Raw genomic sequence first — 24673 nt, forward strand, 5'->3', positions numbered from 1 at the left:
AGGAGCACCGCACATGTCGCAGGTTCCGCGGAGGCGAGCACGCCTCCTTCTCGCCCTGGCCACGGCCGGGGTGCTCGCACTGACCGGCTGCACCGGCACGAGCTCGCAGGTCGATACGGCGTCGTACGACAAGATCCCCGAGGCGAGCAGCTCGCACGTCGACGGGGGCGTCGTCACGATCGCGTTGACGCCGGGCCTCACCCCGAACTACATCTACCCGTTCCCGCCCGCCGAGGCCGGCGGAACGGTGATCGGCTACGACCTCATGTGGCGTGCGCTGTACCGCACCAGCCTCGAGGGTGAGCCCTTCGATGAGGCGACCAGCCTCGCCGAGGCGCCGGTCGTCAGCGACGACGGTCACACCGCCACGATCACGCTGAAGGACTACACCTGGTCCAACGGCAAGCCCGTCACCGCCGACGACGTCGTGTTCTCCTTCGACCTCCTCAAGGCGGCGATCGCCGACAGCCCCGCGAACTGGAGCTTCTACACGCCGGGGCAGTTCCCCGACGGCGTGACGGCGACGGCGGCGGATGCGCACACGCTCACCCTGACCTTCGAGACGCCGTACAACCCGTCGTACCTGGTGTCGCTCCTGCAGCTGCTCTACGTCATGCCGTCCGCCGACTGGAGCATCGCCGAGACCGGCGGGCCCGTGCTCGACTTCCGCGACCCCGCGAACGCCACGGCGATCTACCACTACCTCACCGCGCAGTCGTCCGACCAGTCGACGTTCGCCACGAACCCGCTGTGGCAGGTCGTGAACGGCCCGTACCGGCTGTCGGCGTTCGAGCCGACGACGGGGTCGTTCTCCCTGACGCCGAACGAGGAGTACGCGGGCCCGGGGGACTCGACCATCGAGCGCGTCGACTTCAAGGCGTTCACCTCGGCTGCGGCGATCTACAACCAGTACGAGGCGGGCACGCTCACGGTCGGCCGACTGGACGCCAGCTACGCCTCGAAGATCGACGAGCTGAAGAAGAAGGGCTACAACGTGTACGGCGCCCCGTCGCCGGCCCGGTTCGACGGCCTCGTCCTCAACTTCGCGAACACCGTCGACAACTTCGACAAGGTCATCGCGCAGCTCTACATCCGCCAGGCGCTGCAGCACTCGATCGACCAGGCCGGGTACATCAAGAGCCGCGGCATCCACAGCGGCACCGCCACGGAGAACTACAGCACGGGCGGTCTGAACTCGGCGTACCCGCCGGAGTTCGGCGACGAGGCGACGTACCCCTTCGACCCGAAGGCGGCGGAGAAGCTGCTCACCGATCACGGCTGGAAGGTGGATGCCGAGAAGGGCACGACCTGCGTCAAGCCGGGCACCGGCGACGACGAGTGCGGAGAGGGGATCCCCGAAGGGCAGAAGATCACCTTCACGATCGCCTCCGCCAACGAGCCCGCCTACGTGGGCGCTCGGGATCTCGCGTTCGTCTCCCAGCTCAAGAAGCTCGGCATCGAGGCGAAGATCGTGACGAAGTCGCTGAACTACATGTACGAGAACTACGGCAACAGCTACGCGCCGGACAACGCCGACGAATGGGCCATGCAGGACTTCGGCGCCTTCGTGCAGACCGCGTACCCGACCAGCAACAACGCCTTCAACACGGGCGGCAGCTTCAACCTGGGCAGCTACAGCAATCCCGAGGCCGACGCGCTGATCGAGGCGAGCACGTTCGGTTCAGACCCGACCGCGCTCAGCGCCGAGGTCACGATGCTGTCGAAGGACCTTCCGGTGCTCTTCTTCCCGACGCCCGACAACCTGATCGTCTGGAAGGACACGCTGTCGGGTCGTCCCTCGACCTTCCGATCGCTCCTGAAGTTCGTCTACTCTCCGGAGCAGTGGTACTTCACCGAGAAGCAGTAGGGACCCGCCGATGAGCGCGCAGACCGCCGCATACGCGCAGCCGATCCCCGAGATCGACCTCGCGCATCCGGAGCTCCCCGGCTCCGCCGCGATCGGCGCGCTCATCGGCGCGTCCAGGGTGGTCGCGCTCGGCGAGGGCGCCCACAGCATCGTCGAGTTCACGGCCTACGGTGACGCCTTCCTGCGCACCCTCGTGCGCGATCACGGCGTCACGGCGTTCGTGATGGAGTCGGGCTTCGCCGAGGGGCTTCTCGTGGACGAGTGGATCCGCGGCGGCCCCGGCGCCGTGCAGGACATCGCCAGGGAGGGCATCACCTACCGCTTCGGGGAATCGGAGTCGCTCTGGCGGCAGCTGGAATGGATGCGGGAATGGAACGCCGCAGGCGGCGGCATCCGCTTCTACGGAATGGACCTGCCCGGCTCCTCCACCTCGCCGGGGCCAGCTGTGCGCGCCTGCCTCGCCCGGATCCCGGCGCGCGACGGCGACGAGGAGCTGCAGCGCCTTGCCGACCTCGGCGGCCGCACGGAGGCCGCCATCGCCTACGCCTCGATGTCGGACGGGCAGCGCACGGAGTTCGCGGAATCCCTGCGCGCACTGATCGCCCGGGTCCGTGAAGACGGCGACGAGATCGCGCTGCGCTGCGCCGCGTCGATCGACGCGTATCTCGCGGAGCTCGACGGGGACGACGACGCGGGCCCCTACCCCCGCGAGACGTTCATGGCCGAGACCGTCGAGTGGATCGCCGCGCGCGAGGAGAGGATCCTCGTCTACGCGCACAACGGCCACGTCCGCCGCACCCCGCTCGACGGGAGGCCCATGATGGGCGCCCTCCTCTCTTCCGCACTCGGGGCGGACCTCCGCGTCATCGGCATGACGTACGGCGCCGGCCCCGTGGTGACCTTCACGCAGCGCTCGCCGCGGCCCTTCGACTGCGACGTCTCGCTCGGTCAGCGCGGCACCGCGCCAGGATCGATCGAGGAGCGGCTGGACGCGATCGGAGCGGATGCCGTGCTCGTGGATCTCTCTCGCGCCGACGCGGCCCTTCTCGACGGCGTCGAGGGGATGCTGGCAAGCGGGAGCCTGGAGCGGGTCGACGACTTCCCCGCGAGCTTCGACGCCCTGCTCCACCTGCACCGGGTCCGCCCGACCCCCGGCGCCTTCGAGCGGCTGCGCGCGGAGTTCGATGCTCCAGGGCGGTCGGAGGCATGAGCCGGATCTATCCGCCGACGCGCACGGTCGACGTCGTCGAGGAGGTCGCGGGCATCCCGATCCCTGATCCCTACCGATGGCTCGAGGCGGACAGCGCGGAGGTGCACGACTGGCAGCGCGCGCAGGCCGAGCTCGCGATCGCGACGATCGACGCCGGCGGACGGAGGGATGCCGCGCTGGCGCTGATCGAGCGGCACGAGCTCGGATCCCGTCCCGAGCTTCCGCGGCACGGCGGAGGTCGATGGTTCCGGGTGGAGAGCGGGGCGGTCGTCGTGAGCGACGAGCCGTACGGCGCCGGCAGGGCGCTGGTCTCGCTCGCGCTGTTCGACGAGCCCGGGCGCCCCGCCGTGCTCTCGTGGTTCGCGCCGTCGCCCGATGGCGAGGTGCTCGCCCTCGGCGTGTGCACCGACGGCAGCGAGCACAACACGATCCGTCTCGTCGACGTCGCCACCGGAGTGCTGCGCGCTGACGCTCCGCCCGAGGTGCTGCACAGCTCGTGGGCCGGAGGGGTCTCCTGGCTGCCCGACGGCTCGGGGTTCTTCTTCCTCGCGCTCGCCGGGACCGCCGAGGGCTTCCGTCAGGTCGTGTACCGTCGCGCACTCGGCGAGAGAGGGGCATCCTCCGTCGAGGAGATCCCCGTTCGCGACGGCTCGCGGGAGTACACCCGCATCCAGTTCTCCGCCGACGGACGCTGGGCGGTCGCGAGCCATCGCGTGGGAACCCCAATCCCGGTCGCCGTGAGGGACCTGCACGCGGGCACGCCGTGGCGGGCCTTCATCCACGACTGCGCCGACACGATCGCCGGGCACATCGTCGGCGACGAGTACATCGCCGTCACAGATCACGGTGCGGCGCGCGGCCGGGTCGTCGCGATTCCGCTCGATGCACCGGCGCCCGAGGACCCGGCGTCCTGGCGCGTGCTCGTCCCCGAGGGAGACACGGTGCTGCGCTCCCTGACCCCGGTGGGAGGGCATCTGTACCTCAGCGGCTTCGCCGACACGGCCGCGCGCGTGCGCGTGCTGCGCGCCGACGGCTCCGACGCTGGCGCCGTGCCGCTCCCGGCGGACGGCGCTCTGGGCGGTGCGTTCTTCCCGCTCACCGGTCTCGACCCCGACGACGGCAGCGGCGAGTTCCTCTTCACGTTCTCGACCCTCACGACGTCGTGGGGTGCGTACCGGCACCGCCCTGGAGCGGTCGGGATCGACCAGCTCCTCGCCCCGCTGGTCGCCGTCGACGCCGAGGTCGAGTACGTCTGCGCGACGGCCCCCGACGGCACGCCGATCCCGTACCACGTGGTGCGTCCGGCCGGCGGGGCGACAGGACCGGCCCCCGCGCTGATCTCCGCATACGGAGCTGCGGGCATCCCCACCCTGCCGAAGTACCAGCTCGACCTCGCGGCGTTCGTCGCGGCGGGGGGCACGTTGATCCAGGCCTACCTCCGCGGCGGCGGCGAGTTCGGCCGCGACTGGTTCCGCGGCGCCGACCGGGAGCGGAGAGGCGTGCGCGACGGCGATCTCCGCGCCGTCGCCGACGACCTGATCGCCAGAGGGATCAGCGCACCGCGGATGCTGGCGCTGACGGGCGGATCCGACGGCGGGCTGATGTGCGGTGTCGCCGTGACGACCGCTCCGCAGCTGTGGCGCGCCGTGCTGCCGCGGTCGCCGCTGCTCGACCTCATCGGCGGCATCCGCATCCCCTACCTCGAGTTCGTGATCCGCAAGGCGTGGGGCGACCCCGACGACCCCGTCGACGTCGAGCGGCTGCGCCGTTCGTCTCCGTACGAGCGCGTGGTCGAGGCGGAGTACCCGCTCGTCTACGTGCAGGCGGGGGCCACCGATCCCCGGTGTCCTCCGGCGCAGGCGCGCAAGTTCGTCGCGAGGATGCAGGCCGCGCAGCGCGGCGACGCGCCCGTCCTGCTGCACGTCTTCGAGAACGCCGGTCACGGCGCGGGCACGAGCCCCGAGGTGCTGCGGGCGCAGGATGCCGAGTGGCTCGCGTGCCTGATGGGCGCGCTCGGACTCAGCGCTCGGTCGTGATCGCCAGCAGGCGCAGCTGCAGCTGCACGGCGAAGCGCGCGTTCGGATCGTCGAGATCGAGCCGCCCGACCTCGGCGACGCGGCGCAGCCGGTAGCGGAACGTGTTCTGGTGCACGAACATCGCGGCGGACGCCAGCGTCACGTCGCCCATCGCATCGAGCCACGCGCGCAGCGTGTCGACGAGGCTCGCCTGGTGCGAATCGTCGTAGGCCATGAGGCGCGCGAGCGGACCGGACGGCACATCCCGGGACGAGCCGGCGAGCTCCAGGAGCAGCGATTCGGCGTGCACGTCCTCCAGACGGGCGACCTGCCGCTCGGCGACTCCGGCCCGCAGCACGCGGAGGGCGCGATCGGCGCTGGAGCGGGAGCGGGGGAGCTGCGCGGTCTCCTGCACCACGCTGCCGATGCCGATGAACGGCTGCTGCGAGGAGCGCACCCTGGTGAGGAACTCGTTCGCGAGGCGCACGGCGCTCTCCTCGGCATCCGTCGTCGTCGCGGTCACCGGCAGCACGCCGTAGGCGACCTCGCCGATGAGCCCGACCGTCGAACGGGGATGCGCGAACAGCAGATGCACGGAGAAGGCGTCGGCGACGCGCTTGCGCTCAGCGGCGAGAGCGGCGTGGGGCAGCTGATCGGTCGCCGGCGCGTGCAGCGAGAGGGCGAGCACGACCGCGGGCTCCTCGCGGAGGCCGAGTCGGCGGGCGGCTTCCGCGGCGGTCGGGCCGCCGTCGAGCACGCTGCGCAACTGATCGGCCCGCAGTCGCCGCTCCACGTCGGCATCCGTGCGCTGCCAGACCATGTGCATCGCGACGAGCTTCGCCGAGTCGCGGAGCACGCGCACATGCTCCTCGCTGAGCGGCGCGGGAGAGGCGACCCAGATCGTCCCGAGCACCTCGTCGCCGGCCCGCACGGCCATGACGGTGCGGCGGCTGTCGGCGGTCTCGCTCGACGGCGCCACCTCCACGGGGTCGTCGCTGCGGCTGATCTCCTGGAAGACGCCGGTCTCCTCCAGCAGGCGGGTGTAGTGCGGGGGGAGCTGCCTGCCCCGGGGCGCCGCGCTCTCCTGCGCGTGCGAGAACGCCAGCAGCTGGGAGTTGCGGTCCTCGATCGTGACGGGCGCCTCGAGCAGGGCTGCGATCGCGTTGGCCATCGCGAAGAGGTCGCCGGCGAGGATGCCGCCGAACGTCACAGGGCGCGCGTCGTCTGGGCCCCCGGGGGTCATCAGGGCGCGGAACAGGCCGGCCAGGTGAGCCCAGGTGGTGCCGGGGGAGAGCGAGAAGAGCACGACACCCGCGCGGTGCGCCGCGGCACGGAGCTCGTCGTCGGCGGCGAAGGGCGCGCGCACGACGAGACCGGCCGCCCCGCTGAGCCCGAGCCGCGTGAGCACCTGCACGACGTCGTCGCTCTGCTCGAGGCCGACGCCGAGCACGATCGCGTTGCGCGGGGCCTCCGGCTCGTCTCGGGGGTCGTGGATCGCCACCGCCTCGATCGTGCGGTCGGCGCTGACCTCTCCGGCGACGACCTCGAGCAGGGTGCCACCGAGCTCCTCCATGACGTGCACGAGGCTCGCCTGGGGCCGGTGGTTCATCGCGGCTCGCATTCTTGTGAGGCTAGCACCGCGCACCGGGCGTTCATCGGACCGGGACCCACTGCCGCGACACCGTGAAGCGGGCGAGCGCGTCGGGGTCGGGGGATACGCCGATCCCCGGGCCGGTGGGCACCGCGAGGTGCCCGTCCACGAGTCGGAACGGCTCCGTGATGTCCTCGGCGAAGTAGCGCTCGGAGGCCGACGTGTCGCCGGGGAGCGTAAAGCCGGGGAGGGCGGCGAGGGCGACGTTGGCGGCCCGGCCGACGCCGGTCTCCAGCATCCCTCCGCACCACACGGGCACCCCGTGCGCAGCGCAGACGTCGTGGATGCGTCGGGCCTCCAGATAGCCGCCCACGCGCCCGGCCTTGATGTTGACGATGCGGCAGGCGCCCAGTTCGATCGCGGTCGCCGCGGCTCTGGCCGACACGATGGACTCGTCGAGGCAGATGGGCGTCGCGAGACGGCGCCCCAGCATCGCGTGGCCGAGCAGGTCGTCGGCCGGCAGCGGCTGCTCGACCAGCGAGAGGTCGAAGTCGTCGAGGGCGAGGAGGTCGTCGATGTCGCTGCGCTCGTAGCTCGCGTTCGCGTCGACCTGCAGCATGATGTCGCCGAACCGCTCGCGCACCGCGCGCACGGGCTCCACGTCCCACCCCGGCTCGATCTTCAGCTTGATGCGCAGGTAGCCGTCGGCGAGGTACCCGTCGACGGTGTCGAGGAGCTCGGGGATCGAGTCGGCGATGCCCACGGAGACCCCGGAGGCGACGGAGCGCCGCACCGCGCCGAGCGCGTAGGAGAGGGGGATGCCGCGGGCCTTCAGGTCCGCGTCCAGGATCGCGGTCTCCAGCGCGGCCTTCGCGAGGCGGTTCTCCTTGAAGGCCGAGAGCGCAGGGGCGACGCTGTGCGCGTCGAGGTCGGGCGCTGCGGCGAGAGCGGGGATGAGGTGCCGTGCGAGCACATCCGCGACGCCGTGCGTGTGCTCGCCGGAGTAGAGCGGCGCTTCGCTGGCCCCGCTCTCGCCCCAGCCCTCGGCCTCGTCGGTGACCGCGCGCAGCAGCAGGGTCTCGCGCACGGCCTCGGTGCCGAACGAGGTGCGGAAGGCACCCACCAGCGGCATCGCGATGTGGAGGATCTCCACGCCTTCGAGCTTCATGAGAACTCCGTTCTGTCGACCGGCTCGCGGTCGACGATGTACCAGCCGGCGCGGTCGAATCCGCGCACGGTCGCTCCCTCCGCGATGAGGGCGCCGAGGGTGCGCCTGATCGCCAGGCGCCAGTCGGCCGCCCTCCGCGGGTCCTGCTCGCGCATCGCCTCCATGTCGGCGGGCACGGCGATGAGCACGGTCGCGGCGTCCGTGCGCCCGTCGACGGGGCGCTCGTCGCCGTCGACGCTGAGGCCGATCGCGGCATCGGTCTCGTCCGCGATGCTCGACAGACGCGGGTGCCCGCTCGCCGCGGCGACGGATGCCGGAGCCGTCAGCGACCACCTCGCCATCACGCGGTCGGTGATGTCGTCGCGGTTGATCGCGTCGTCCATCGTGCCGTACAGGTCGGGGAGGTAGGCGCCGACGCCGGCGCCGAGCTTGCCGAGGTTGAAGTAGGCGTTGCGGCGGATCAGCGGGTCGAAGGTCCAGGTGATCGTCTCGGCGCCGTGGTGCAGCGCCCACGCCCGCTGGTGGAGCTTGAGCGCGAAGCCGATGCCGGAGCCGCGGGTGCGGGGCAGCGCTCCGGCGATGTGGCTGTGCAGGCGCCGCTCGGCGGGCGGTGCGAAGAAGCCGAGGCATGCGGCGGCGAGACCGTGCTCGTCGAAGGCGCCGCTGACGTAGCCGCCCGCCGCGCGCATCGCGCTGAGCATGTCGGCGGTCACCGGCGGGTTGCGCTCCCCGGTGCGCCAGACCTGCTCGATCAGGGTGCGCACCGCCGCGTGCTCGTCGATGTCGTCGATGAGGCGGATGCGCAGACCCGACGCGTGCTCCGCGGCGAGGGCGTCGGCGTCCGCCCGCTCCGAGATCGTCATCGCCGTGCCGTCTCGGCGGCGCGGACGGCGTGCTCGTCCTGCAGCAGGTCGGCGACCAGCGCCGTCAGCAGGCGGGTGCGGTCGGGCAGCTCGGCCACGATCACGTGCTCGTCGTCGGCGTGCGCGCCGCCGCCGACGGCGCCGAGCCCGTCGAGGGTCGGCGTGCCGACGCCGGCCGTGAAGTTGCCGTCGGACGCCCCGCCGACCGCGATCGACTCCAGGGGGCGGATGCCGAGGCGCTCCGCGATCCCGCGGGCGCGGTCGAAGAGCGCCGCAGAGGCGTCGGCCTGCAGGGGAGGGCGGTTGATGCCGCCCTCGACCGTGATGACGGCGCCGTGGATGCGGGGTGCGAGCGCGAGCATCGCCTCGTGGGTGCGCTGCTGCTCGCGCGCGGAGCGGGCGCGAACGTCGACCATGAACGACGCGTGCGCGGGGACGGTGTTCGAGGTCGTGCCGCCGCGCATGCGCGTGGGGGTGACGGTGGTGCCGAGGTCGGGAGCCGCGAGATCGGCGACGGCCTGGATCTGATGCGAGAGCTCGATCGTCGCGTTGACGCCCTGCTCCGGCTCGAGGCCGGCGTGGGCCGCGCGCCCCGTGACGTGCACCTCGTAGCGGGAGACGCCCTTGCGCTCGGTCTTGAGCGCGCCGCCGGGGCCGGCGGCTTCGAGCACGAGGGCCGCAGCGCACCGGGCGGCCTCCTCCTCGATGAGGGAGCGCGAGGTGTGCGAGCCCGGTTCTTCGTCGCCGGTGATCAGCAGGGTCACGCCGTCGAGGTCGTCGAGGGCGGCGAGCGCATGGAACGCGATCACCAGGCCCGCCTTCATGTCGAAGGAGCCGGGGCCACGGAGCACGCCGTCCTCGACGTCGGCGGGGTGGGTGACGATCGTGGAGAGCGGCCAGACGGTGTCGTGATGGCCGAGCAGAAGAACCTTCGCGCCCCCGCCGAAGCGCCACCGCAGGTGCGTGCAGCCGTCGAGCACGATGCGCTCCGGATCGGCGCCGAGAAGCCGCGCGCCCAGGGCGGCGACGGCATCCGCGCTCCGGGAGACCGCGACGAGATCGTCGGACGGGGACTCGCACCGCACCAGGTGCTGGATGTCCGCGATCATGGCGGCGGTGCGTTCTGGCATCGCTGCTCCCTTGCTGTGGCATGCCGATTCCCTGCGGATCCATCCTGCGACGCTGCCGACGCGAGAGTGCTGTCGGAACGACCGAACGCGACGGCCTCCGTTGGTCGGGCTCGATGGATGAAAGGTCCTTTTCGAAGAGTTCGGAATTCCTCTTGTGCTCAGCTTGTTCACAGGAATAGGCTGGAGGGCTTCGCGCCGACCGGCCGACGCCACCGAGCCCCTGAGGAGGACACCATGACCACGATCGCCACCGCGCGGATCGCAGCTCTCGGCTCGACCCCGGCGCGCCCGCTCTTCATCTAGAGCCACCCGCCTCTCCGCATCGGACGCCCGGACTCTCAGAGTCCGTCTCACGCGCCCGCCCCGTTCAGCAACCGCTTTCCATACGAAACTCGTCTGAGAGACATGTCTTCCTCGTCTTCATCGCAGAACATCTCGCACTCGTCCTCCCTGTCCACGCCGGCGGCGCTGTGGCGTCTCAAGCCCTTCGTCAAGCCGGTCATCTGGCGACTCGCCGGCGGTGCCGCGAGCGCGCTCGCCGCGGCGATCATCGCCCTGATGATCCCCATCGTCCTCGAGCAGATCATCCGCGGTCCGGTGCAGTCCGGCGACCTCGGCGCCATCGGCTGGGGCGCGCTCGCCGTGTTCGGTCTCGCCGTCGGCGAGGCCGTGATGGTGTGGCTGCGTCGCCAGTTCGTGCTCAACCCCGCCACCGAGGTCGAGTACAAGATGCGCACCGACCTCTACTCGCGCCTGCAGACGCTGCCGGTGGCGTTCCACGACCGCTGGCAGTCGGGACAGCTGCTCAGCCGCATGATGCAGGACATCGGCCTCATCCGCCGCTGGCTCGCGTTCGGCCTCGTGCTGCTCGTCGTCAACGTCCTCACGATCATCATCGGCTCGGTGCTGCTTTTCCGCTGGCACTGGCTGCTCGGCACGATCTTCCTCGTCACGGCCGTCCCGCTCTGGATCCGCGGCTACCTTTTCGAGAAGCGCTACGGGGCGCTCACCCGCCGCAGCCAGGATCAGGCGGGAGACCTCGCCACCAGCGTCGAGGAGAGCGTGCACGGCATCCGCGTGCTCAAGGCCTTCGGTCGGGGCAAGCACGCGCTGAGCCGCTTCAGCCGTCAGGCCGAGACGCTCCGCGAGACCGAGATGAGCAAGGCCGGCGCGATCGCGTCGATCTGGTTCTGGCTCGACCTCATGCCGCAGATCGCGTTCGGCCTCAGCCTGATGTCGGGCATCTGGCTGATCTCGCAGGGCGCCATCGAGGTGCCTGAGCTCTTCGCGTTCTTCGCGATGGCCGTGGTGCTGCGCTGGCCGATCGAGTCGATCGGCTTCCTGTTCTCGTTCATGCTCGACGCCAGGACGGCGACCGACCGCGTGTTCGACATCTTCTCCGAGACGAATTCGATCACCGATCCGGAGCACCCGGTGAGCATCGAGAAGCCGCGCGGCGAGCTCGCCTTCGAGGCGGCCCACTTCCGGTACCAGGATGCGGGGGCCTCGGAGCGCGACCTGCTCGACGGCATCGACCTCGTGCTGCGCCCCGGCGAGACCATGGCCCTCGTCGGGCTCACGGGCAGCGGTAAGACCACGCTCACCACTCTGCCTGCGCGGCTCTACGACGTGACCGGAGGCCGCGTGACGCTCGACGGCGTCGACGTGCGCGACCTCACGCTCGCCGAGTTGCGCCAGCACATCGCGATGGCCTTCGAGGACGCGACGCTGTTCTCGGCATCCGTCCGGGAGAACGTGCTGCTCGGTCGCGCCGACCTCGACGTGCACAGCGAGGAGGCCGAACGCGTGCTGCGCGAGGCGCTCGACGTGGCGCAGGCGGCCTTCGTCGATGCGTTGCCCGAGGGCGTCGAGACCATCATCGGCGAGGAGGGGCTGAGCCTCTCCGGCGGCCAGCGCCAGCGTCTCGCCCTCGCCCGCGCCGTCGCGGCGAAGCCGAAGGTGCTCGTCCTCGACGACCCGCTCTCGGCTCTCGACGTCGACACCGAGGCTCTCGTCGAGGAGGCGCTGCGCCACGTGCTCGCCGACACGACCGCGATGATCGTCGCGCACCGGCCGTCGACGGTCGTGCTCGCCGATCGGGTCGCCCTGCTGGAGGCCGGCCGCATCACGGCCGTCGGCACCCATGCCGAGCTGCTGAAGTCGAGCCGCCACTACCGCCACGTCATCTCCAGCCTGGAGGCCGAGGAAGCGGCGCGGACCGGGACGATCCCCGTCATCCGCGACACGGCGGACGAGATCGACGAGGTCGTGCAGGAGGGGATCCGAGAGGATGCCGCCGCCGACGAAGACCTGATCAGCGAGAAGGAGGTGCAGGCATGAGCTCCGCGATCACCGGAACCCAGGATGAGGACCGCTCCCGCTACACGCGAGAGGAGAGCCAGGCCATCCGCCGTCGTTCGCTGCGGCTGCTCGGCTCGCTCGTCGTGCCGCTGCGCCCGCAGATCGTGCTCGCCGCCGCCGTGCTGGTCGTCTCGACCGCGCTGCAGGTGGCGGGGCCGATCCTCATCAGCATCGGCCTCGACAGGGCGCTGCCCGCCGTGCTCGACCACGCCGACTGGATGCCGACCTTCATGGTCGGTCTCGCCTACCTGTTCGCCGGGCTCTTCGCCGCCGTCCTCATCGCGTGGTACGTGATGATCGCGGCGCGGATCACCCAGGCGGTGCTCCTCGATCTGCGCAAGAGGATCTTCCTGCACACGCAGCGGCTGAGCCTCGAGTTCCACGAGTCGTACACGTCAGGTCGCATCATCTCGCGCCAGACCAGTGACCTCGACTCGATCAAGGAACTGCTCGACGGCGGGCTGAACGAGCTCGTCTCCGGCGTGCTCTTCGGCGTCTTCACCTTCATCGCCCTGTGCGTGTGGGACTGGCAGTCGGGGGTGATCCTCGCGCTCGCCGGCATCCCGCTGTTCTTCCTGATGCGCTGGTTCTACACCCGCTCGCAGCTCGTGTACCGCGAGTCCCGTGTGATCAGCGCCAAGGTGATCGTGCAGTTCGTCGAGACGATGACCGGCATCCGCGCCGTCAAGGCGTTCCGCAAGGAGCCGCGCAACGACGCCGCCTTCCAGAAGGTGGCCGGCGACTACCGCGACGTGAACCGTCGCTCGATGCTGCTGTTCGGCACGTTCGAGCCCGGTCTGATGGGTGTGGCCGCTCTCACGCTCGGACTCGTCGTGCTGTGGGGCGGCATCCGCGTCTCCGACGGCGCGCTGAGCGTGGGTGTGCTGCTCTCGGCCGTGCTGTACGTGCGCAACTTCTTCGCGCCCATGCAGGAGATCGCGATGTTCCTGAACTCCTACCAGTCCGCCACCGCGGCGCTGGAGAAGGTGTCGGGCGTCCTCGAGGAGGTGCCGAGCGTGCCCGATCCCGAGAAGCCGGTCGACCTGTGGGAGTCCCGCGGTCACATCGAGTTCGACGAGGTCACCTTCGGCTACAACGGCGAGAAGACGATCCTGCCGAACTTCTCGCTCGACATCCCCGCCGGGCAGACGATCGCGCTCGTCGGGACCACCGGTGCGGGCAAGTCGACGCTGGCGAAGCTCATCTCGCGGTTCTACGACCCCTCCCAGGGGCGGGTGACCCTCGACGGGGTGGATCTGCGCAAGCTCCACCCCAAGGACCTGCGCCGTGCCATCGTGATGGTGACGCAGGAGGCCTACCTGTTCAGCGGGACGGTCGCCGACAACATCGCGCTCGGCAAGCCCGATGCGACGCTCGACGAGATCCGGGCGGCCGCGCGGGCGGTGGGGGCCGACGAGTTCATCTCGTCCCTCCCCGACGGCTACGGCACCGACGTGAACAAGCGCGGCGGTCGGGTCTCGGCGGGGCAGCGTCAGCTGATCTCGTTCGCCAGGGCATTCCTCGCAGACCCCGCGGTGCTGATCCTCGACGAGGCGACGGCGTCGCTGGACATCCCTTCGGAGCGCCTCATCCAGGATGCTCTGCAGACGCTGCTCAAGGACCGCACGGCGATCATCATCGCCCACCGTCTGTCGACCGTGGCGATCGCCGACCGGGTGCTCGTGATGGAGCACGGCCGCATCATCGAGGACGACACCCCTGCGACGCTGATCGGCGGCACGGGCAAGTTCGCCCAGCTGCATGCGGCCTGGCAGGAGACGCTCGTCTGATCGTCGGCGCCGCCCGGCGCGGCATCCGATCCTCGGACGGACCGCCCCGTGTCGGTGACGGATGCGTCGCGTATTTCGGACGGATGCTCGTTTTTCGGATGATCCACTTCGGATCGTCCGAAAAACGAGCATCCGTCCGATATTCGTTCGCCGAGGGGGCGGGGCTGGAGAGGCGTCAGGAGGGGCCCAGGTGGAGCCCGCGCGCGATGGCCTCGGCGATCAGCGCCTCGACCTCCCACCAGCGATTGATCACCTGCTCGTAGGAGAAGCGGAGCACGGTGTACCCGCGCATCCGCAGTGCGGCGTCGTGGGCGATGTCGCGCGTGCGATCGGCCGAAGAGGAGTGGAAGCTCCATCCGTCGACCTGCACGATCAGGTGTGTGCCGATGACGAAGTCGACGGTGTGGCCGGCGAGCCGCACCTGCATGCGCAGCCGCACGCCCCACGCGCTGAGGCGCACGTGGAAGATGGTCTCGAGCGAGGAGTCCGTGCCGGGGCGCAGGTGGGCGGCGCAGCGCCTTGCCACGGCATCCCGCCATCTGACCTGGCGCAGCGAGTCGATCGAGACGCGCTCGACTCGGGCTGCGCTCTCCCAGATCGCAACCGCCTGATCGAGCGGGAAGCACCGGGCAGCATGGGCGAGCGCGTCCTCCGTGCGTGCGAGCACCCGGCGCGGGCGGGAAGGACCGAGCGACGCGGACCAGTGCGCGACGACCGGGATGCCGGGCGTTGCGGCGTTCGGACGAAGGTGCACGTGCACCTGCTCCGCCGCTCCGGGCGGCACCCACCAGCCTCGGCGCCGCGCGAGCGACACGCACGTGAGTTGCCCTCCCGACTCAGCGGCGCGCACGAGGTCGGACGGGGCATCGTGCAGAGCGATCCATCGTGCCCGGATGCGACGCACGGCGTCCGCTCGGATGGCGGTGCGGATGCGTGACACGGTGAAGCCGGCATCCAGGGCGTCCGCGCGGTGGGCGATGCCATCGCGCTGCCGCAGCCAGGTGATCAGATCCATGGGGATCACTCTGGCGATGTCCGACGCTGCGGCGGGGCGCCGATGGGCGATTGTGGAGAGATCCGGCGTTGCGCCGAAGTGTGAACGAGAGGTCGCGCGGCCGCATTTTCGGACGGATGCCCGTTTCGAGGATGATTCTCTCGGGATCGTCCGAGAAACCGGCATCCGTCCGAAAATCGTGGTGGGGCCGGGCGCACGTCGAGGCCGCACAGGACCTGCGCGCGAGTCGCTGGGTACGATCGAGTCATGGACCCCTTCCTGTTCGTGGCGGAGTGGTGGTGGATCGCGCCGTCAGCCGTCGGCGCGGGGGCCGTCGCCGCGGTCGGGACGATCGGGATGCGTCGCCGCACGCGGAGATCCGGACGCCGTCTCGCCGTGGATGCCGCCCGTCATGACCTGACGACGGCCCAGCGGACCGTGACCGATCGACGGACGGCTCTGAAGCTCGCTCGTGCCGATCACGCCCGCATCGCCGCCGAGCGGAGCGCCCAGCGCGCGAGCGCCGACCAGCTCGCGGGCGCTCGGCGGATCCTGCGGGAGCGGGAGCGCGACCTCAAGGCGGCCCACGCCGATGCCAAGGCGAGCAGGGTGCGGCTCAGCGCTGCGAAGGCGGCGGTTCCTGCGGCATCCGCTCCCCGTCCGCTGGAGATCCTGCGCGCGGAGCACGACGCGATCGTCGCCCGCTGGATGCGCTACGAGACCGACCCCGCCCTGCAGATCACCTACCCCGCGATGACCGACGTCAAGCAGCCGTCGACAGCGGCCTACCTGCGCGCGGCCGGCCGGGCGAACGAGCTGCGTCGTGCGGTCGAGCATCGCGCGACGCCGGCCGACTTCTCGGCCTACCGCCAGGCGGTCTCTGATCTCGAGCGCGCCTTCGAGGCTGCAGAGCACAGAGCTCACGTCCTCGTGGGGGAGTCGCCGACCGCAGCGGCCTGGCAGGACGCAGCGCAGGACGTGCTCGCGCGTTCCGCCGATGCGATCGATCGCGCGGCGGGGGCGGCGGCATCCGTCATCGCCGCGTGGACGACGCGCGGTCGCCGCGACGACCGCTGAGCCGGTCCGTACTGCCGTCCGAGCACCGCGCGCAGGATGACGCGCCGACGATGCGTCACCGCCGGTCTAGGGCGACGGAGTCTCGATGGGGGAGGGGATTCGAGACCCCGCCGCCGGTCTAGGAGGTGATCCGGATCTCGCCGACGACCTCGGCGTAGGCGGTCTCACCGACCGGAGTGAAGCCGACGCGAAGGAAGAACGCCTCGGGTCCGCCGTCGCCGGCCTCGTAGATCACGTTGACGTGGTCGAATCCGCGCGCGCGTGCCTCTTCGATGAGCTTCTCGACCGCGAAGCGGCCGACGCCCTTGCCCTGGCCCTCTGCATCGACGTTGATGCGCCACAGCACGGAGCGGAAGTGCTCCTCGGGGGCCTCGGGGTCGAAGTTGGCACTGACGAAGCCGACGACGGTATCGCCGTCGAGGATCACGCGCTGCCAGGAGGTCTTCGGGTTCATCACCGTCGCCGCGATCCCGTACGAGACCGGGGCGAGGAACTGCTCCTGTCCGGGCTTGAGCGACAGGTTGTTCACGGCGACGATCGTCGCGGCGGAGAGTTCGACCATGCGCAGTTCGGACATGATCCCAGGCTAACCCCTCGCGGGCGCACGCACACGCAGCCGGGACACATTTCCCATCGACGGACGGATGCCGGACCCGGCGGACAGCGGGCGCAGGGTCGCTCAGGTATCTTGGTATCGAGACAAATCACCCCGTGAACGGAGAACCTCCCGGTGACCGACGACGCCATCATCTACACGCACACAGACGAGGCTCCGGCACTCGCCACGGCTTCCCTCCTCCCGATCATCAAGGCCTTCACCGGCCAGGCGGGAATCGAGGTCGAGACCCGCGACATCTCGCTCTCCGGTCGCATCCTCGCCGCCTTCCCCCAGAAGCTCGCTCCCGAGCAGCAGGTGGGAGACGCTCTCGCAGAGCTCGGCGGCCTCGCGACCCTGCCCGAGGCGAACATCATCAAGCTGCCGAACATCTCGGCATCCATCCCGCAGCTCAAGGGCGCCATCGCCGAACTGCAGGCCGCGGGCTACGACATCCCCGACTTCCCCGACGAGCCGAGCTCGCTGGAGGAGAAGGACGTCCGCGCCCGCTACGACCGCATCAAGGGCTCCGCAGTCAACCCCGTGCTGCGCGAGGGCAACAGCGACCGCCGCGCCCCGCTCGCGGTGAAGAACTACGCCAAGAAGCACCCGCACCGCAACAAGCCGTTCGCCGAGGGCTCGAAGACCCGCGTCGCCACGCTGGGCCACGACGACTTCAAGCACAACGAGCGCTCCTGGGTCGCCGCCCACGACGACGTGCTCAGCTTCCGCCACACGGCCGCTGACGGCACCGTCACGGTGCTGAAGGAGGGACTGAAGGTCCTGCCGCGCGAGATCATCGACGCGACGTTCCTCTCGGCATCCGCACTCGACGCCTTCCTCGCGGAGACGCTCGAGACGGCGAAGGCCGACGACGTGCTGTACTCGGTGCACCTCAAGGCCACCATGATGAAGGTCAGCGACCCGATCATCTTCGGCCACGTCGTGAAGGCGTTCTTCGCCGACGTGTTCGACCAGTACGGCGAGCAGCTGGCGGCCGCGGGCCTGAACGCGAACGACGGACTCGGCTCGATCCTCGCCGGACTCGCGAATGTCACGGGCGGCGCCGAGATCGCCGCGGCGTTCGACAAGGCCATCGCCGCGGGTCCGCGTCTGTCGTACGTGAACTCCGACAAGGGCATCACGAACCTGCACGTCCCCAGCGACGTGATCGTCGACGCCTCGATGCCCGCGCTCGTCCGCAACGGAGGCAAGCTGTGGGGCAAGTCCGGTGAAGAGGCCGACACCCTGGCCGTCATCCCCGACTCCTCCTACGCCGGGGTCTACCAGGCCGTGATCGACGACGTGATCGCGAACGGCCCGCTCGACCCCGCCACGATCGGCACCGTGCCGAACGTGGGACTCATGGCGCAGGCGGCCGAGGAGTACGGCAGCCACGACAAGACCTTCGAGATCGCCGCCGCAGGCACCGTGCAGGTGCTCGACAGCGAGGGCACCGTGCTCATCGAGCACGAGGTCGGCAAGGGCGACATCTGGCGCGCGACCCAGACCAAGCACATCCCCGTCATGGACTGGGTGAAGCTCGCCGTCGGTCGTGCCCGCGCCACGGGTGCTCCCGCCGTGTTCTGGCTCGACGCCAACCGCTCGCACGACGCGCAGATCATCGCCAAGGTGCACCAGGGTCTGGCGACCCTCGACACCAAGGGCCTCACGATCACGATCCTCGCCCCCGAGGAGGCCACGCGCTACACGCTCGCGCGCATGCGTCACGGCCTCGACACCATCTCGGTGACCGGCAATGTGCTGCGCGACTACCTCACCGACCTGTTCCCGATCCTCGAGGTCGGCACGTCGGCGAAGATGCTCTCCATCGTCCCGCTGCTCGCGGGCGGAGGTCTGTTCGAGACCGGTGCGGGTGGCTCCGCGCCGAAGCATGTGCAGCAGCTCGTCGAGGAGAACTACCTGCGCTGGGACTCGCTCGGCGAGTTCTTCGCGCTCGCGGCGTCGCTCGAGCACTTCGCCGACCGCACGGGCAACGAGAAGGCGCGCGTGCTCGCGGAGACGCTGGATGCCGCGACCGGCACGTTCCTCGAGGAGGACCGCTCGCCCGGCCGCGCGCTGGGCACGATCGACAACCGTGGCAGCCACTTCTACCTCGGCCTGTACTGGGCCCAGGAGCTGGCCGCGCAGACGAAGGACGCCGACCTCGCCGCGGCCTTCGCCCCGATCGCTGCGGACCTCGCCGCGAACGAGGAGAAGATCGTCTCCGAGCTGAACGCGGTGCAGGGTCAGAAGGTCGAGATCGGCGGCTACTACCGCCCCGACGACGCGCTCGTGACCGCCGTCATGCGCCCGTCGGCCACGCTGAACGGGATCGTCGACGCCCTGGCGTGATCTGAACGACGAGAGGGACCGGATGCCGAGAGCATCCGGTCCCTTTCTTGTCGATGCGGGCCCAAAGGACGCAGCGCCGTTTTTCGGATGATCCGGGGGATAACCTCCGAGAAACGGCAGATCATCCGAATCTCGGATGCATGGGGGCGGTCGCCGTCCGATGTGCCCGAGCGGTCGACGTCGCCTCAGGTCGCACGAGCACATACGAGAGAGCGCCCGCCGGTGAACCGACGGGCGCTCTCTCAGCTGCTCAGTAGTGGACCGAGACCTCGACGCCGTCCGGCGCCCAGTCGTACACCCACTTCGCGGCGGAGATGGGCATGTTCACGCAGCCGTGGCTCATGACCCGTCCGAAGTTGTTGTGCCAGTACGTGCCGTGGAACGCCTGGTCTCCGTTGAAGTAGGTGACCCAGGGGACGTCCTTCGTGACGTAGTCGGCGCCCTTCATGTCCTGGATGCGCACGTGCGCCCGGATCGTGAAGTTGCCGGTCTGCGTCTCGTGTCCTGCGGCCCCAGAGGAGATCTTCCAGGAGTTGACCAGCTGGCCGTTCTCGTAGAAGCTCGCCGTCTGGGTCCTGAGGTTCACGTCGGCGGTGCGCACCAGGTTCACGGACTGGAACGGCGTCTCGGTGACCGTGAGCGGGTAGATGCCGTCGCCGCTCTCGAGCTGGGTCGCGAAGTCCGACGCGATGTCGGAGGTGTCGCCGATCGTGCGTCCGTTGACTCCGGCCGTCTCCTCGCGCAGCACCTTGCCGGCCGAGTTGGTGACGTTCGCCGCGTTCACCGGCGCCCGGTCGACGAGACCGGGCAGGGTGTCGACGGTCTCCTGGATCAGCGCAGGGTCGGCCTCGATGCTGAGCTTCCCGTCGGTGTCGACGACCTTGAGCCAGCTCGCTGCGGTGGCGGCGTCGACGGGAACGGTGCGCTCATCGCCGACGTAGAAGCCGATGGTGCCGAGCAGCGTGTTCAGCGAGGTCGCGATCGTCGTGGCGTTCTCGTCGGTGACCGCAGCCATGGCGGGCGTCGGGTCGCCGGAGAACTCCAGGTTCTTGCCGCCATCGGACACGGTCTCGGAGATCGCGGCGGCGAGGTCGTCGACGTCGATCGCTGTGCCCGCCTCGGCTGGGGTGACCGCATAGGCGCCGGTGGCGGGGTCGAAGGCGACGGACGCATCGACCGGGTCGACGAAGCTCGACGGAACGGCGTCGCGCAGTGCGGCCTCGGACTTCGCCTGGTCGAGGGTGATCGTGCCGGGAAGGGCGGCGCCCCACGCGGTGACGTTCCACATCGGGTTCGACGAGAAGGCCTTGTCAGCGAGCTCGCGGGCGTCGATCGACGCCCCGAGGTCGGCGCCGGTCAGCACGGCGTCGTCGCCGGCCCCGGTGAGCGTGATCTTCGTCTCGGCGACGTGGGCGCTGATCGCATCGGCGGCGGCTCCCGGGGTCATCCAGCCGACGGACACGCCGGCGACGGTGGTGCCGGGGGCGATGAGGATCATGGATGCCGCACCGGCTCCGAGAGCGAGGACGCCGACGCCGAGGCCGATCCAGAGTCCGAGGCGCTTCTTCTTCGGCGCGGGCTCGATCGGGGCCCAGGCGAGAGGCTGCTCGCCATCGGTGGGCGGCAGAGCCTGCGTGGGCGCGTCGTCAGCGGGCGAGACGGACGCGGGACCCTCGCTGGGCGCGGCGGCATCCACCAGCTTCCCGGTCGCAGCGTCCGGCGCTGAAATCAGATCGGTCACGAACTTCACCCCCCGGCTCTCACGTGGCTCTTTTGTCCACTAATTGTACGGGATCGCAGGTAACGAGGAGGCAACGGAAAACCCCAGGTCTCCTGCGATCCCGCAGGGGTCAGCCGACGACCGCGAGTCCGTCGATCTCGACCAGCATCTCCTCGCGCGGAAGACCGGTGAAGACGGTCGTTCGGGACGGCAGCACTCCGCTGGTCGTGTGCGCCGTGACGAAGGCGCCGTAGGCCTCGTTCATGATCGGGAAGTCCTCGCGCGTGGTGAGGTAGACGCGCAGCATCACGACGTCGTCGAAGGTCGCTCCCGACGCCTCGACGATGGCCTTGACGTTCTCGAGGGTGCGCGTGGTCTGCGCGGCGACGTCACCGGGAAAGAGGTACTCGTTGGTCACCGGATCGACCGGACCCTGCCCGGAGACCTGGACGATCGGGCCCTTGCGGACACCCTGGGAGAACGTGTGTGCGGGAGCGGGGGCGGCGTCGGTGGAAACGCGGGTCTTCACAGTCATGGCTCAAGACTAGTAGCGTTGTTAGATGCCTGTACTAATTCCGAACGCCGTTCACCTGTGCGCGCGAGCGGCGGTGGCGGGATGCTTCTGAGCTCGGAGAAGCCGGTACGGGTCTATCGGAACGCGACGGTCGTCGACGGCACCGGCGCCCCGCGCTTCCTCGCGGATGTCGCGATCGAGGGCGCCAGAGTGGTCGCGCTGATGCGCGACGGTCTCGGCGGCGATGTCGAGCTTCCACCCGGCGCGGTGGAGGTCGATGCGACCGGTCTGGTCCTCGCGCCCGGATTCATCGACATGCACGCGCACAGCGAGCTCTCCGTGCTCGAGGGCGCACGTCACGATGCGAAGATCCTGCAGGGAGTGACGACCGAGGTCCTCGGTCAGGACGGGCTCGGCTACGCGCCGCTCGACGAGGCGACGGCATCCGTGATCCCCGCGCAGATCGCGGGCTGGAACGGCACGCCGGCAGCCGTTCCGTGGCGCACGATGGGCGACCTGCTCGATGCGATCGACGCCGCAGCGGTGGCGAACGCGGCCGTCCTGGTCCCGCAGGGCAACCTCCGGATGATGGTCGTCGGCCACGAGAACCGGAGGGCGACCGCCGGTGAGATCGCCGCGATGTCGGATCTGCTCGGCGAGGCGCTCGACGCGGGTGCGTTCGGCATGTCGAGCGGGCTCACCTACACCCCGGGGATGTACGCCGACACCGCGGAGCTCGAGGCGCTGTGCCGCGTGGTCGCCGAGCGCGGCGGATACTGGGCTCCGCACACGCGCAGCTACGGAGGCGCCGCCCTCGACGCCTACCGCGAGGCGATCGAGATCGGCCGCCGCACGGGCTGCCCGGTGCACCTCACCCACGCCACCATGAACTTCGCGCCCAATCGGGGGAGGGCAGCCGAGCTGCTCGCTCTCGTGGACGCGGCGATCGCCGACGGCGTCGACGTGACGCTCGACACCTACCCCTACCTCCCGGGGGCCACCACGCTGGCGGCTCTGCTCCCCAGCAGGCTCTCTGAGAGCGGCGATCTGCTCGCCGCGATCTCCGCGCTGGACGACGAGGGCCGTGAGACCGTGCGGGTCGAGCTGGAGGACATCGGCTGCGACGGGTTCCACGGCGAGAAGGCCGACTGGAGCGCGATCCAGATCTCCGGCACGACCGCACCGGAGCTGGCCGACCTCGTCGGGCGCACGGTGGCGGAGATCGCCGCGGACTCCGGGCGGCGCCCGGTCGACGTCGTGCTCGACACGATCGTGCAGGATGCCGGAGCGACCGGCATCCTCATGCACATCGGCGACGAGGACAACGTGCGTGCGATCATGGCGCATCCGCGCCACAGCGGGGGCAGCGACGGCATCCTCATCGGCGCCAGGCCGCATCCTCGCGGGCGCGGGACGTTCGTCCGCTATCTCGGGCACTATGTGCGGGAGCTCGGCGTGCTGACGCTGGAGGAGGCCGTGCGCCATCTCGCGGGGACACCCGCCGCCCGGCTCGGTCTCGACCGCGGCGATGCGCCGCGTGGAGTGATCCGCGAGGGCGCCACCGCCGATCTGGTCCTGTTCGATCCCGAGACGGTGGCGGCCGGAGCGACCTTCGAGTCGCCGAGGGAGGCTCCGATCGGCGTCGTCGAGGTGCTCGTCGGCGGCGTCCCTGTCGTCGAGCGGGGAGCCGTCACCGGTGCGACGCCCGGAGCGGCGCTGCGGATGCCGCCCGCTCCGCACCGCGCGACGGTCCCGCTCGTGCGCAGCGTGATCGATCCGTCGGCACCGGCGTTCGTCTGGACATCGGCCACGCCGATCATCGCCTCGCCCGATCTCGCATCGAGCGTCGCCCGCCTCGGCGGGGAGGCGGACGGCGCGCTGCCGGGGATCCGTCTGCGGATCGACGAGTCGCTCGCCGCGGCTCCGGACGCCGAAGGGCGCATCGGGACGGAGGCGTTCCGCATCGTCGTCGCCGCCGACGGCATCGACGTGTGCGGGGCGAGCCCTGCGGGGGTGTTCCGAGGGGCGACCGTGCTGCGACAGCTGCGAGAGCCGGGAGCGGACTCGGCGCGGATACCCGCGGGAACGTGGGACGGCTCGCCGGCGTACGGCTGGCGCGGTGCGATGCTCGACGTCGCGCGGCACTTCCGTCCGGCTGAGGACGTGCGCCGCCTGATCGATCTGCTCGCTGACCACCACCTGAACGTGCTGCATCTGCACCTCACCGATGACCAGGGGTGGCGTTTCGAGGTGCCCGGCTACCCGCGGCTCGTGGAGGTCGGCGCTCGCCGCGAGGCGACGCAGCGGGGTCACGGCGTCCTGGCGACGGTCGAGCCGGGCGTGCACGAGGGCTTCTACACGGATGCCGAGCTGCGTGAGCTGGTCGCCTACGCCGCCGAGCGGTTCGTGACGGTCGTTCCGGAGGCGGAGCTGCCCGGACACATCCAGGCGGGGCTCGCCGCCTACCCGGAGCTCGGCAACCTCGATGTCGGAGAGCCGCCGTCTTCGGCGTGGGAGCGCTTCGGGGTGAATCCGCGCACACTCGCGCCGACGGACGCGTCGCTGGCGTTCGGCTACGCGGCCATCGACGCGCTGTGCGCCCTGTTCGACTCACCCTGGATCGGCATCGGCGGTGACGAGGTGCCGGTCACGGAATGGGCGGAGAGCGCCGCAGCGGGGGAGCGGATGCGCGAGCTCGGGCTCGACGATCCGCACGATGTGCAGCCGTGGTTCACGGCGCACTTCGTGGAGCGGGTGCGGCGCAACGGCCGCACGGCGCTCGCCTGGGACGAGGTGCTGGAGGGGGATGTCCCGGACGGCGTGGAGATCCTCGCCTGGCGCGGACCCGCCGCCATGCGTGAGGCGCTCCGCCGCGGCATCCCTGTGATCGCCTGCCCCGATCTGGAGGTGTACCTCGACTATCCGCAGTCCGACTCGGAGGAGGAGCCGATCAGGGTGGGTCCGCCGCTCACGATCGAGCGGGCGTACTCGCTCCGGGTCGAGCCGGGGGCGGCGGGCGGCCAGGCGAACATCTGGACCGAGCACCTGCCCACCAGGGACCGTGTGGACTTCTCGGCCTTCCCCCGCCTGTCGGCGATCGCCGAGCGGCTGTGGGAGGGTGGGGACTCCGGTGACGTCGCGGACTTCTCGCGACGCCTGCCGACCCATCTCCGTCGCCTCGCGCAGGCGGGGGTGCGGTATCGTCCCCTCGACGGTCCGACTCCCGCACAGCGTCGACCCGGCATCCCCGGGAAGCCGCTGACGATCGCTCAGCGCGAGGAGATCGTCGCGGGACTGGTCGAACGTCTCGTAGAGAGGGCGGAAGCGGCGGCGATATCAACGCCGAAATAATGTAACGTTTTGGTAACCCTCGTTCCGCACCGTGTGGCGGGGGTTGCGTAAATTTTGTTCGTAAGGTCTACT

Annotated in this window: 16 protein-coding genes; 8 read left to right on the top strand and 8 right to left on the bottom strand. The window is 70.4% G+C overall.

What is annotated here, in order from left to right; all coding sequences use genetic code 11:
- The first annotated feature begins 13 nt into the window (after window positions 1-13).
- Genes ACFY5A_RS10055 through ACFY5A_RS10065 form a run of 3 tightly spaced genes read left to right on the top strand, consistent with a single transcriptional unit; the run spans window position 14 to window position 5113 of the window.
- Window positions 14-1867: an ABC transporter substrate-binding protein gene (locus ACFY5A_RS10055; protein WP_387233626.1), complete on the top strand. Its 1854-nt coding sequence runs from the start codon at window positions 14-16 to the stop codon at window positions 1865-1867.
- A 10-nt stretch (window positions 1868-1877) separates the two neighbouring features.
- Entirely contained in the window at window positions 1878-3077 is a 1200-nt protein-coding gene (locus ACFY5A_RS10060) for an erythromycin esterase family protein (RefSeq protein WP_341939974.1), read from the top strand.
- On the top strand, window positions 3074-5113 hold the full coding sequence (locus ACFY5A_RS10065) for a prolyl oligopeptidase family serine peptidase (protein ID WP_387233629.1): 2040 nt from the start codon (window positions 3074-3076) through the stop codon (window positions 5111-5113). The genes ACFY5A_RS10060 and ACFY5A_RS10065 overlap by 4 nt, the downstream gene beginning before the upstream one ends.
- On the opposite strand, the gene ACFY5A_RS10070 is transcribed toward ACFY5A_RS10065, so the two are convergent.
- From ACFY5A_RS10070 to ACFY5A_RS10085, 4 genes are read right to left on the bottom strand one after another with little or no spacing between them, the layout of a single operon-like run.
- Complete coding sequence (locus tag ACFY5A_RS10070) at window positions 5097-6713, bottom strand: PucR family transcriptional regulator (RefSeq protein ID WP_387233632.1); 1617 nt, start codon at window positions 6711-6713, stop codon at window positions 5097-5099. The two genes, ACFY5A_RS10065 and ACFY5A_RS10070, sit on opposite strands and share 17 nt — an antisense overlap.
- A gap of 31 nt (window positions 6714-6744) precedes the next feature.
- Window positions 6745-7851, bottom strand: coding sequence for an o-succinylbenzoate synthase (gene menC / locus ACFY5A_RS10075; protein ID WP_341939971.1), 1107 nt, complete (start codon window positions 7849-7851; stop codon window positions 6745-6747).
- The gene (locus ACFY5A_RS10080) at window positions 7848-8714 is read right to left on the bottom strand and encodes a GNAT family N-acetyltransferase (RefSeq protein ID WP_387233636.1); all 867 of its coding nucleotides are present in this window, start codon (window positions 8712-8714) and stop codon (window positions 7848-7850) included. Before ACFY5A_RS10080 ends, menC begins: the two co-directional genes overlap by 4 nt.
- Complete coding sequence (locus ACFY5A_RS10085) at window positions 8711-9844, bottom strand: M20 family metallopeptidase (RefSeq protein ID WP_387233639.1); 1134 nt, start codon at window positions 9842-9844, stop codon at window positions 8711-8713. The genes ACFY5A_RS10080 and ACFY5A_RS10085 overlap by 4 nt, the downstream gene beginning before the upstream one ends.
- A 405-nt stretch (window positions 9845-10249) precedes the next feature.
- Between ACFY5A_RS10085 and ACFY5A_RS10090 the strand changes: the two genes are divergently transcribed.
- Together ACFY5A_RS10090 and ACFY5A_RS10095 are read left to right on the top strand one after the other, a co-directional pair.
- Window positions 10250-12184 carry an ABC transporter ATP-binding protein gene (locus tag ACFY5A_RS10090; RefSeq protein ID WP_387233642.1) on the top strand — a complete coding sequence of 645 codons (1935 nt, stop codon included), beginning with the start codon at window positions 10250-10252 and terminating at the stop codon, window positions 12182-12184.
- On the top strand, window positions 12181-13995 hold the full coding sequence (locus ACFY5A_RS10095) for an ABC transporter ATP-binding protein (protein ID WP_341939967.1): 1815 nt from the start codon (window positions 12181-12183) through the stop codon (window positions 13993-13995). Before ACFY5A_RS10090 ends, ACFY5A_RS10095 begins: the two co-directional genes overlap by 4 nt.
- Before the next feature lie 175 nt (window positions 13996-14170).
- Here the strand turns inward: ACFY5A_RS10095 and ACFY5A_RS10100 are convergent, their stop codons facing one another.
- On the bottom strand, window positions 14171-15010 hold the full coding sequence (locus ACFY5A_RS10100; protein ID WP_341939966.1) for a DUF559 domain-containing protein: 840 nt from the start codon (window positions 15008-15010) through the stop codon (window positions 14171-14173).
- A 246-nt stretch (window positions 15011-15256) separates the two neighbouring features.
- On the opposite strand from ACFY5A_RS10100, the gene ACFY5A_RS10105 reads away from it, so the two are divergent.
- A complete protein-coding gene (locus ACFY5A_RS10105; protein WP_387233646.1) occupies window positions 15257-16066 on the top strand; it encodes a hypothetical protein in 810 nt (269 codons plus the stop codon).
- Between the two features lie 118 nt (window positions 16067-16184).
- Here ACFY5A_RS10105 and ACFY5A_RS10110 read toward each other — a convergent pair whose 3' ends face one another.
- Window positions 16185-16643, bottom strand: coding sequence for a GNAT family N-acetyltransferase (locus ACFY5A_RS10110; RefSeq protein WP_341939964.1), 459 nt, complete (start codon window positions 16641-16643; stop codon window positions 16185-16187).
- A 153-nt stretch (window positions 16644-16796) separates the two neighbouring features.
- Here ACFY5A_RS10110 and ACFY5A_RS10115 point away from each other — a divergent pair, with 153 nt between their 5' ends.
- Entirely contained in the window at window positions 16797-19016 is a 2220-nt protein-coding gene (locus tag ACFY5A_RS10115) for an NADP-dependent isocitrate dehydrogenase (RefSeq protein ID WP_341939963.1), read from the top strand.
- 250 nt (window positions 19017-19266) lie between these two features.
- On the opposite strand, the gene ACFY5A_RS10120 is transcribed toward ACFY5A_RS10115, so the two are convergent.
- The gene (locus ACFY5A_RS10120) at window positions 19267-20757 is read right to left on the bottom strand and encodes a L,D-transpeptidase family protein (RefSeq protein ID WP_387233650.1); all 1491 of its coding nucleotides are present in this window, start codon (window positions 20755-20757) and stop codon (window positions 19267-19269) included.
- A gap of 109 nt (window positions 20758-20866) precedes the next feature.
- Window positions 20867-21271 carry a RidA family protein gene (locus ACFY5A_RS10125; protein ID WP_105677131.1) on the bottom strand — a complete coding sequence of 135 codons (405 nt, stop codon included), beginning with the start codon at window positions 21269-21271 and terminating at the stop codon, window positions 20867-20869.
- Between the two features lie 81 nt (window positions 21272-21352).
- Here ACFY5A_RS10125 and ACFY5A_RS10130 point away from each other — a divergent pair, with 81 nt between their 5' ends.
- Window positions 21353-24601 carry a family 20 glycosylhydrolase gene (locus ACFY5A_RS10130; protein WP_387233653.1) on the top strand — a complete coding sequence of 1083 codons (3249 nt, stop codon included), beginning with the start codon at window positions 21353-21355 and terminating at the stop codon, window positions 24599-24601.
- Window positions 24602-24673 lie beyond the last annotated feature (72 nt).

This window comes from Microbacterium sp. NPDC012755, from assembly GCF_042901325.1.
Classification (GTDB): domain Bacteria; phylum Actinomycetota; class Actinomycetes; order Actinomycetales; family Microbacteriaceae; genus Microbacterium; species Microbacterium natoriense.

Coding starts and splice junctions, on each gene's coding strand:
- ACFY5A_RS10090 (WP_387233642.1), top strand. CDS start 10,250: ATGTCTTCCTCGTCTTCATCGCAGAACATCTCGCACTCGTCCTCCCTG.
- ACFY5A_RS10100 (WP_341939966.1), bottom strand. CDS start 15,010: ATGGATCTGATCACCTGGCTGCGGCAGCGCGATGGCATCGCCCACCGC.
- ACFY5A_RS10055 (WP_387233626.1), top strand. CDS start 14: ATGTCGCAGGTTCCGCGGAGGCGAGCACGCCTCCTTCTCGCCCTGGCC.
- ACFY5A_RS10125 (WP_105677131.1), bottom strand. CDS start 21,271: ATGACTGTGAAGACCCGCGTTTCCACCGACGCCGCCCCCGCTCCCGCA.
- ACFY5A_RS10130 (WP_387233653.1), top strand. CDS start 21,353: ATGCTTCTGAGCTCGGAGAAGCCGGTACGGGTCTATCGGAACGCGACG.
- menC (WP_341939971.1), bottom strand. CDS start 7,851: ATGAAGCTCGAAGGCGTGGAGATCCTCCACATCGCGATGCCGCTGGTG.
- ACFY5A_RS10105 (WP_387233646.1), top strand. CDS start 15,257: ATGGACCCCTTCCTGTTCGTGGCGGAGTGGTGGTGGATCGCGCCGTCA.
- ACFY5A_RS10085 (WP_387233639.1), bottom strand. CDS start 9,844: ATGCCAGAACGCACCGCCGCCATGATCGCGGACATCCAGCACCTGGTG.
- ACFY5A_RS10095 (WP_341939967.1), top strand. CDS start 12,181: ATGAGCTCCGCGATCACCGGAACCCAGGATGAGGACCGCTCCCGCTAC.
- ACFY5A_RS10070 (WP_387233632.1), bottom strand. CDS start 6,713: ATGCGAGCCGCGATGAACCACCGGCCCCAGGCGAGCCTCGTGCACGTC.
- ACFY5A_RS10065 (WP_387233629.1), top strand. CDS start 3,074: ATGAGCCGGATCTATCCGCCGACGCGCACGGTCGACGTCGTCGAGGAG.
- ACFY5A_RS10110 (WP_341939964.1), bottom strand. CDS start 16,643: ATGTCCGAACTGCGCATGGTCGAACTCTCCGCCGCGACGATCGTCGCC.
- ACFY5A_RS10060 (WP_341939974.1), top strand. CDS start 1,878: ATGAGCGCGCAGACCGCCGCATACGCGCAGCCGATCCCCGAGATCGAC.
- ACFY5A_RS10080 (WP_387233636.1), bottom strand. CDS start 8,714: ATGACGATCTCGGAGCGGGCGGACGCCGACGCCCTCGCCGCGGAGCAC.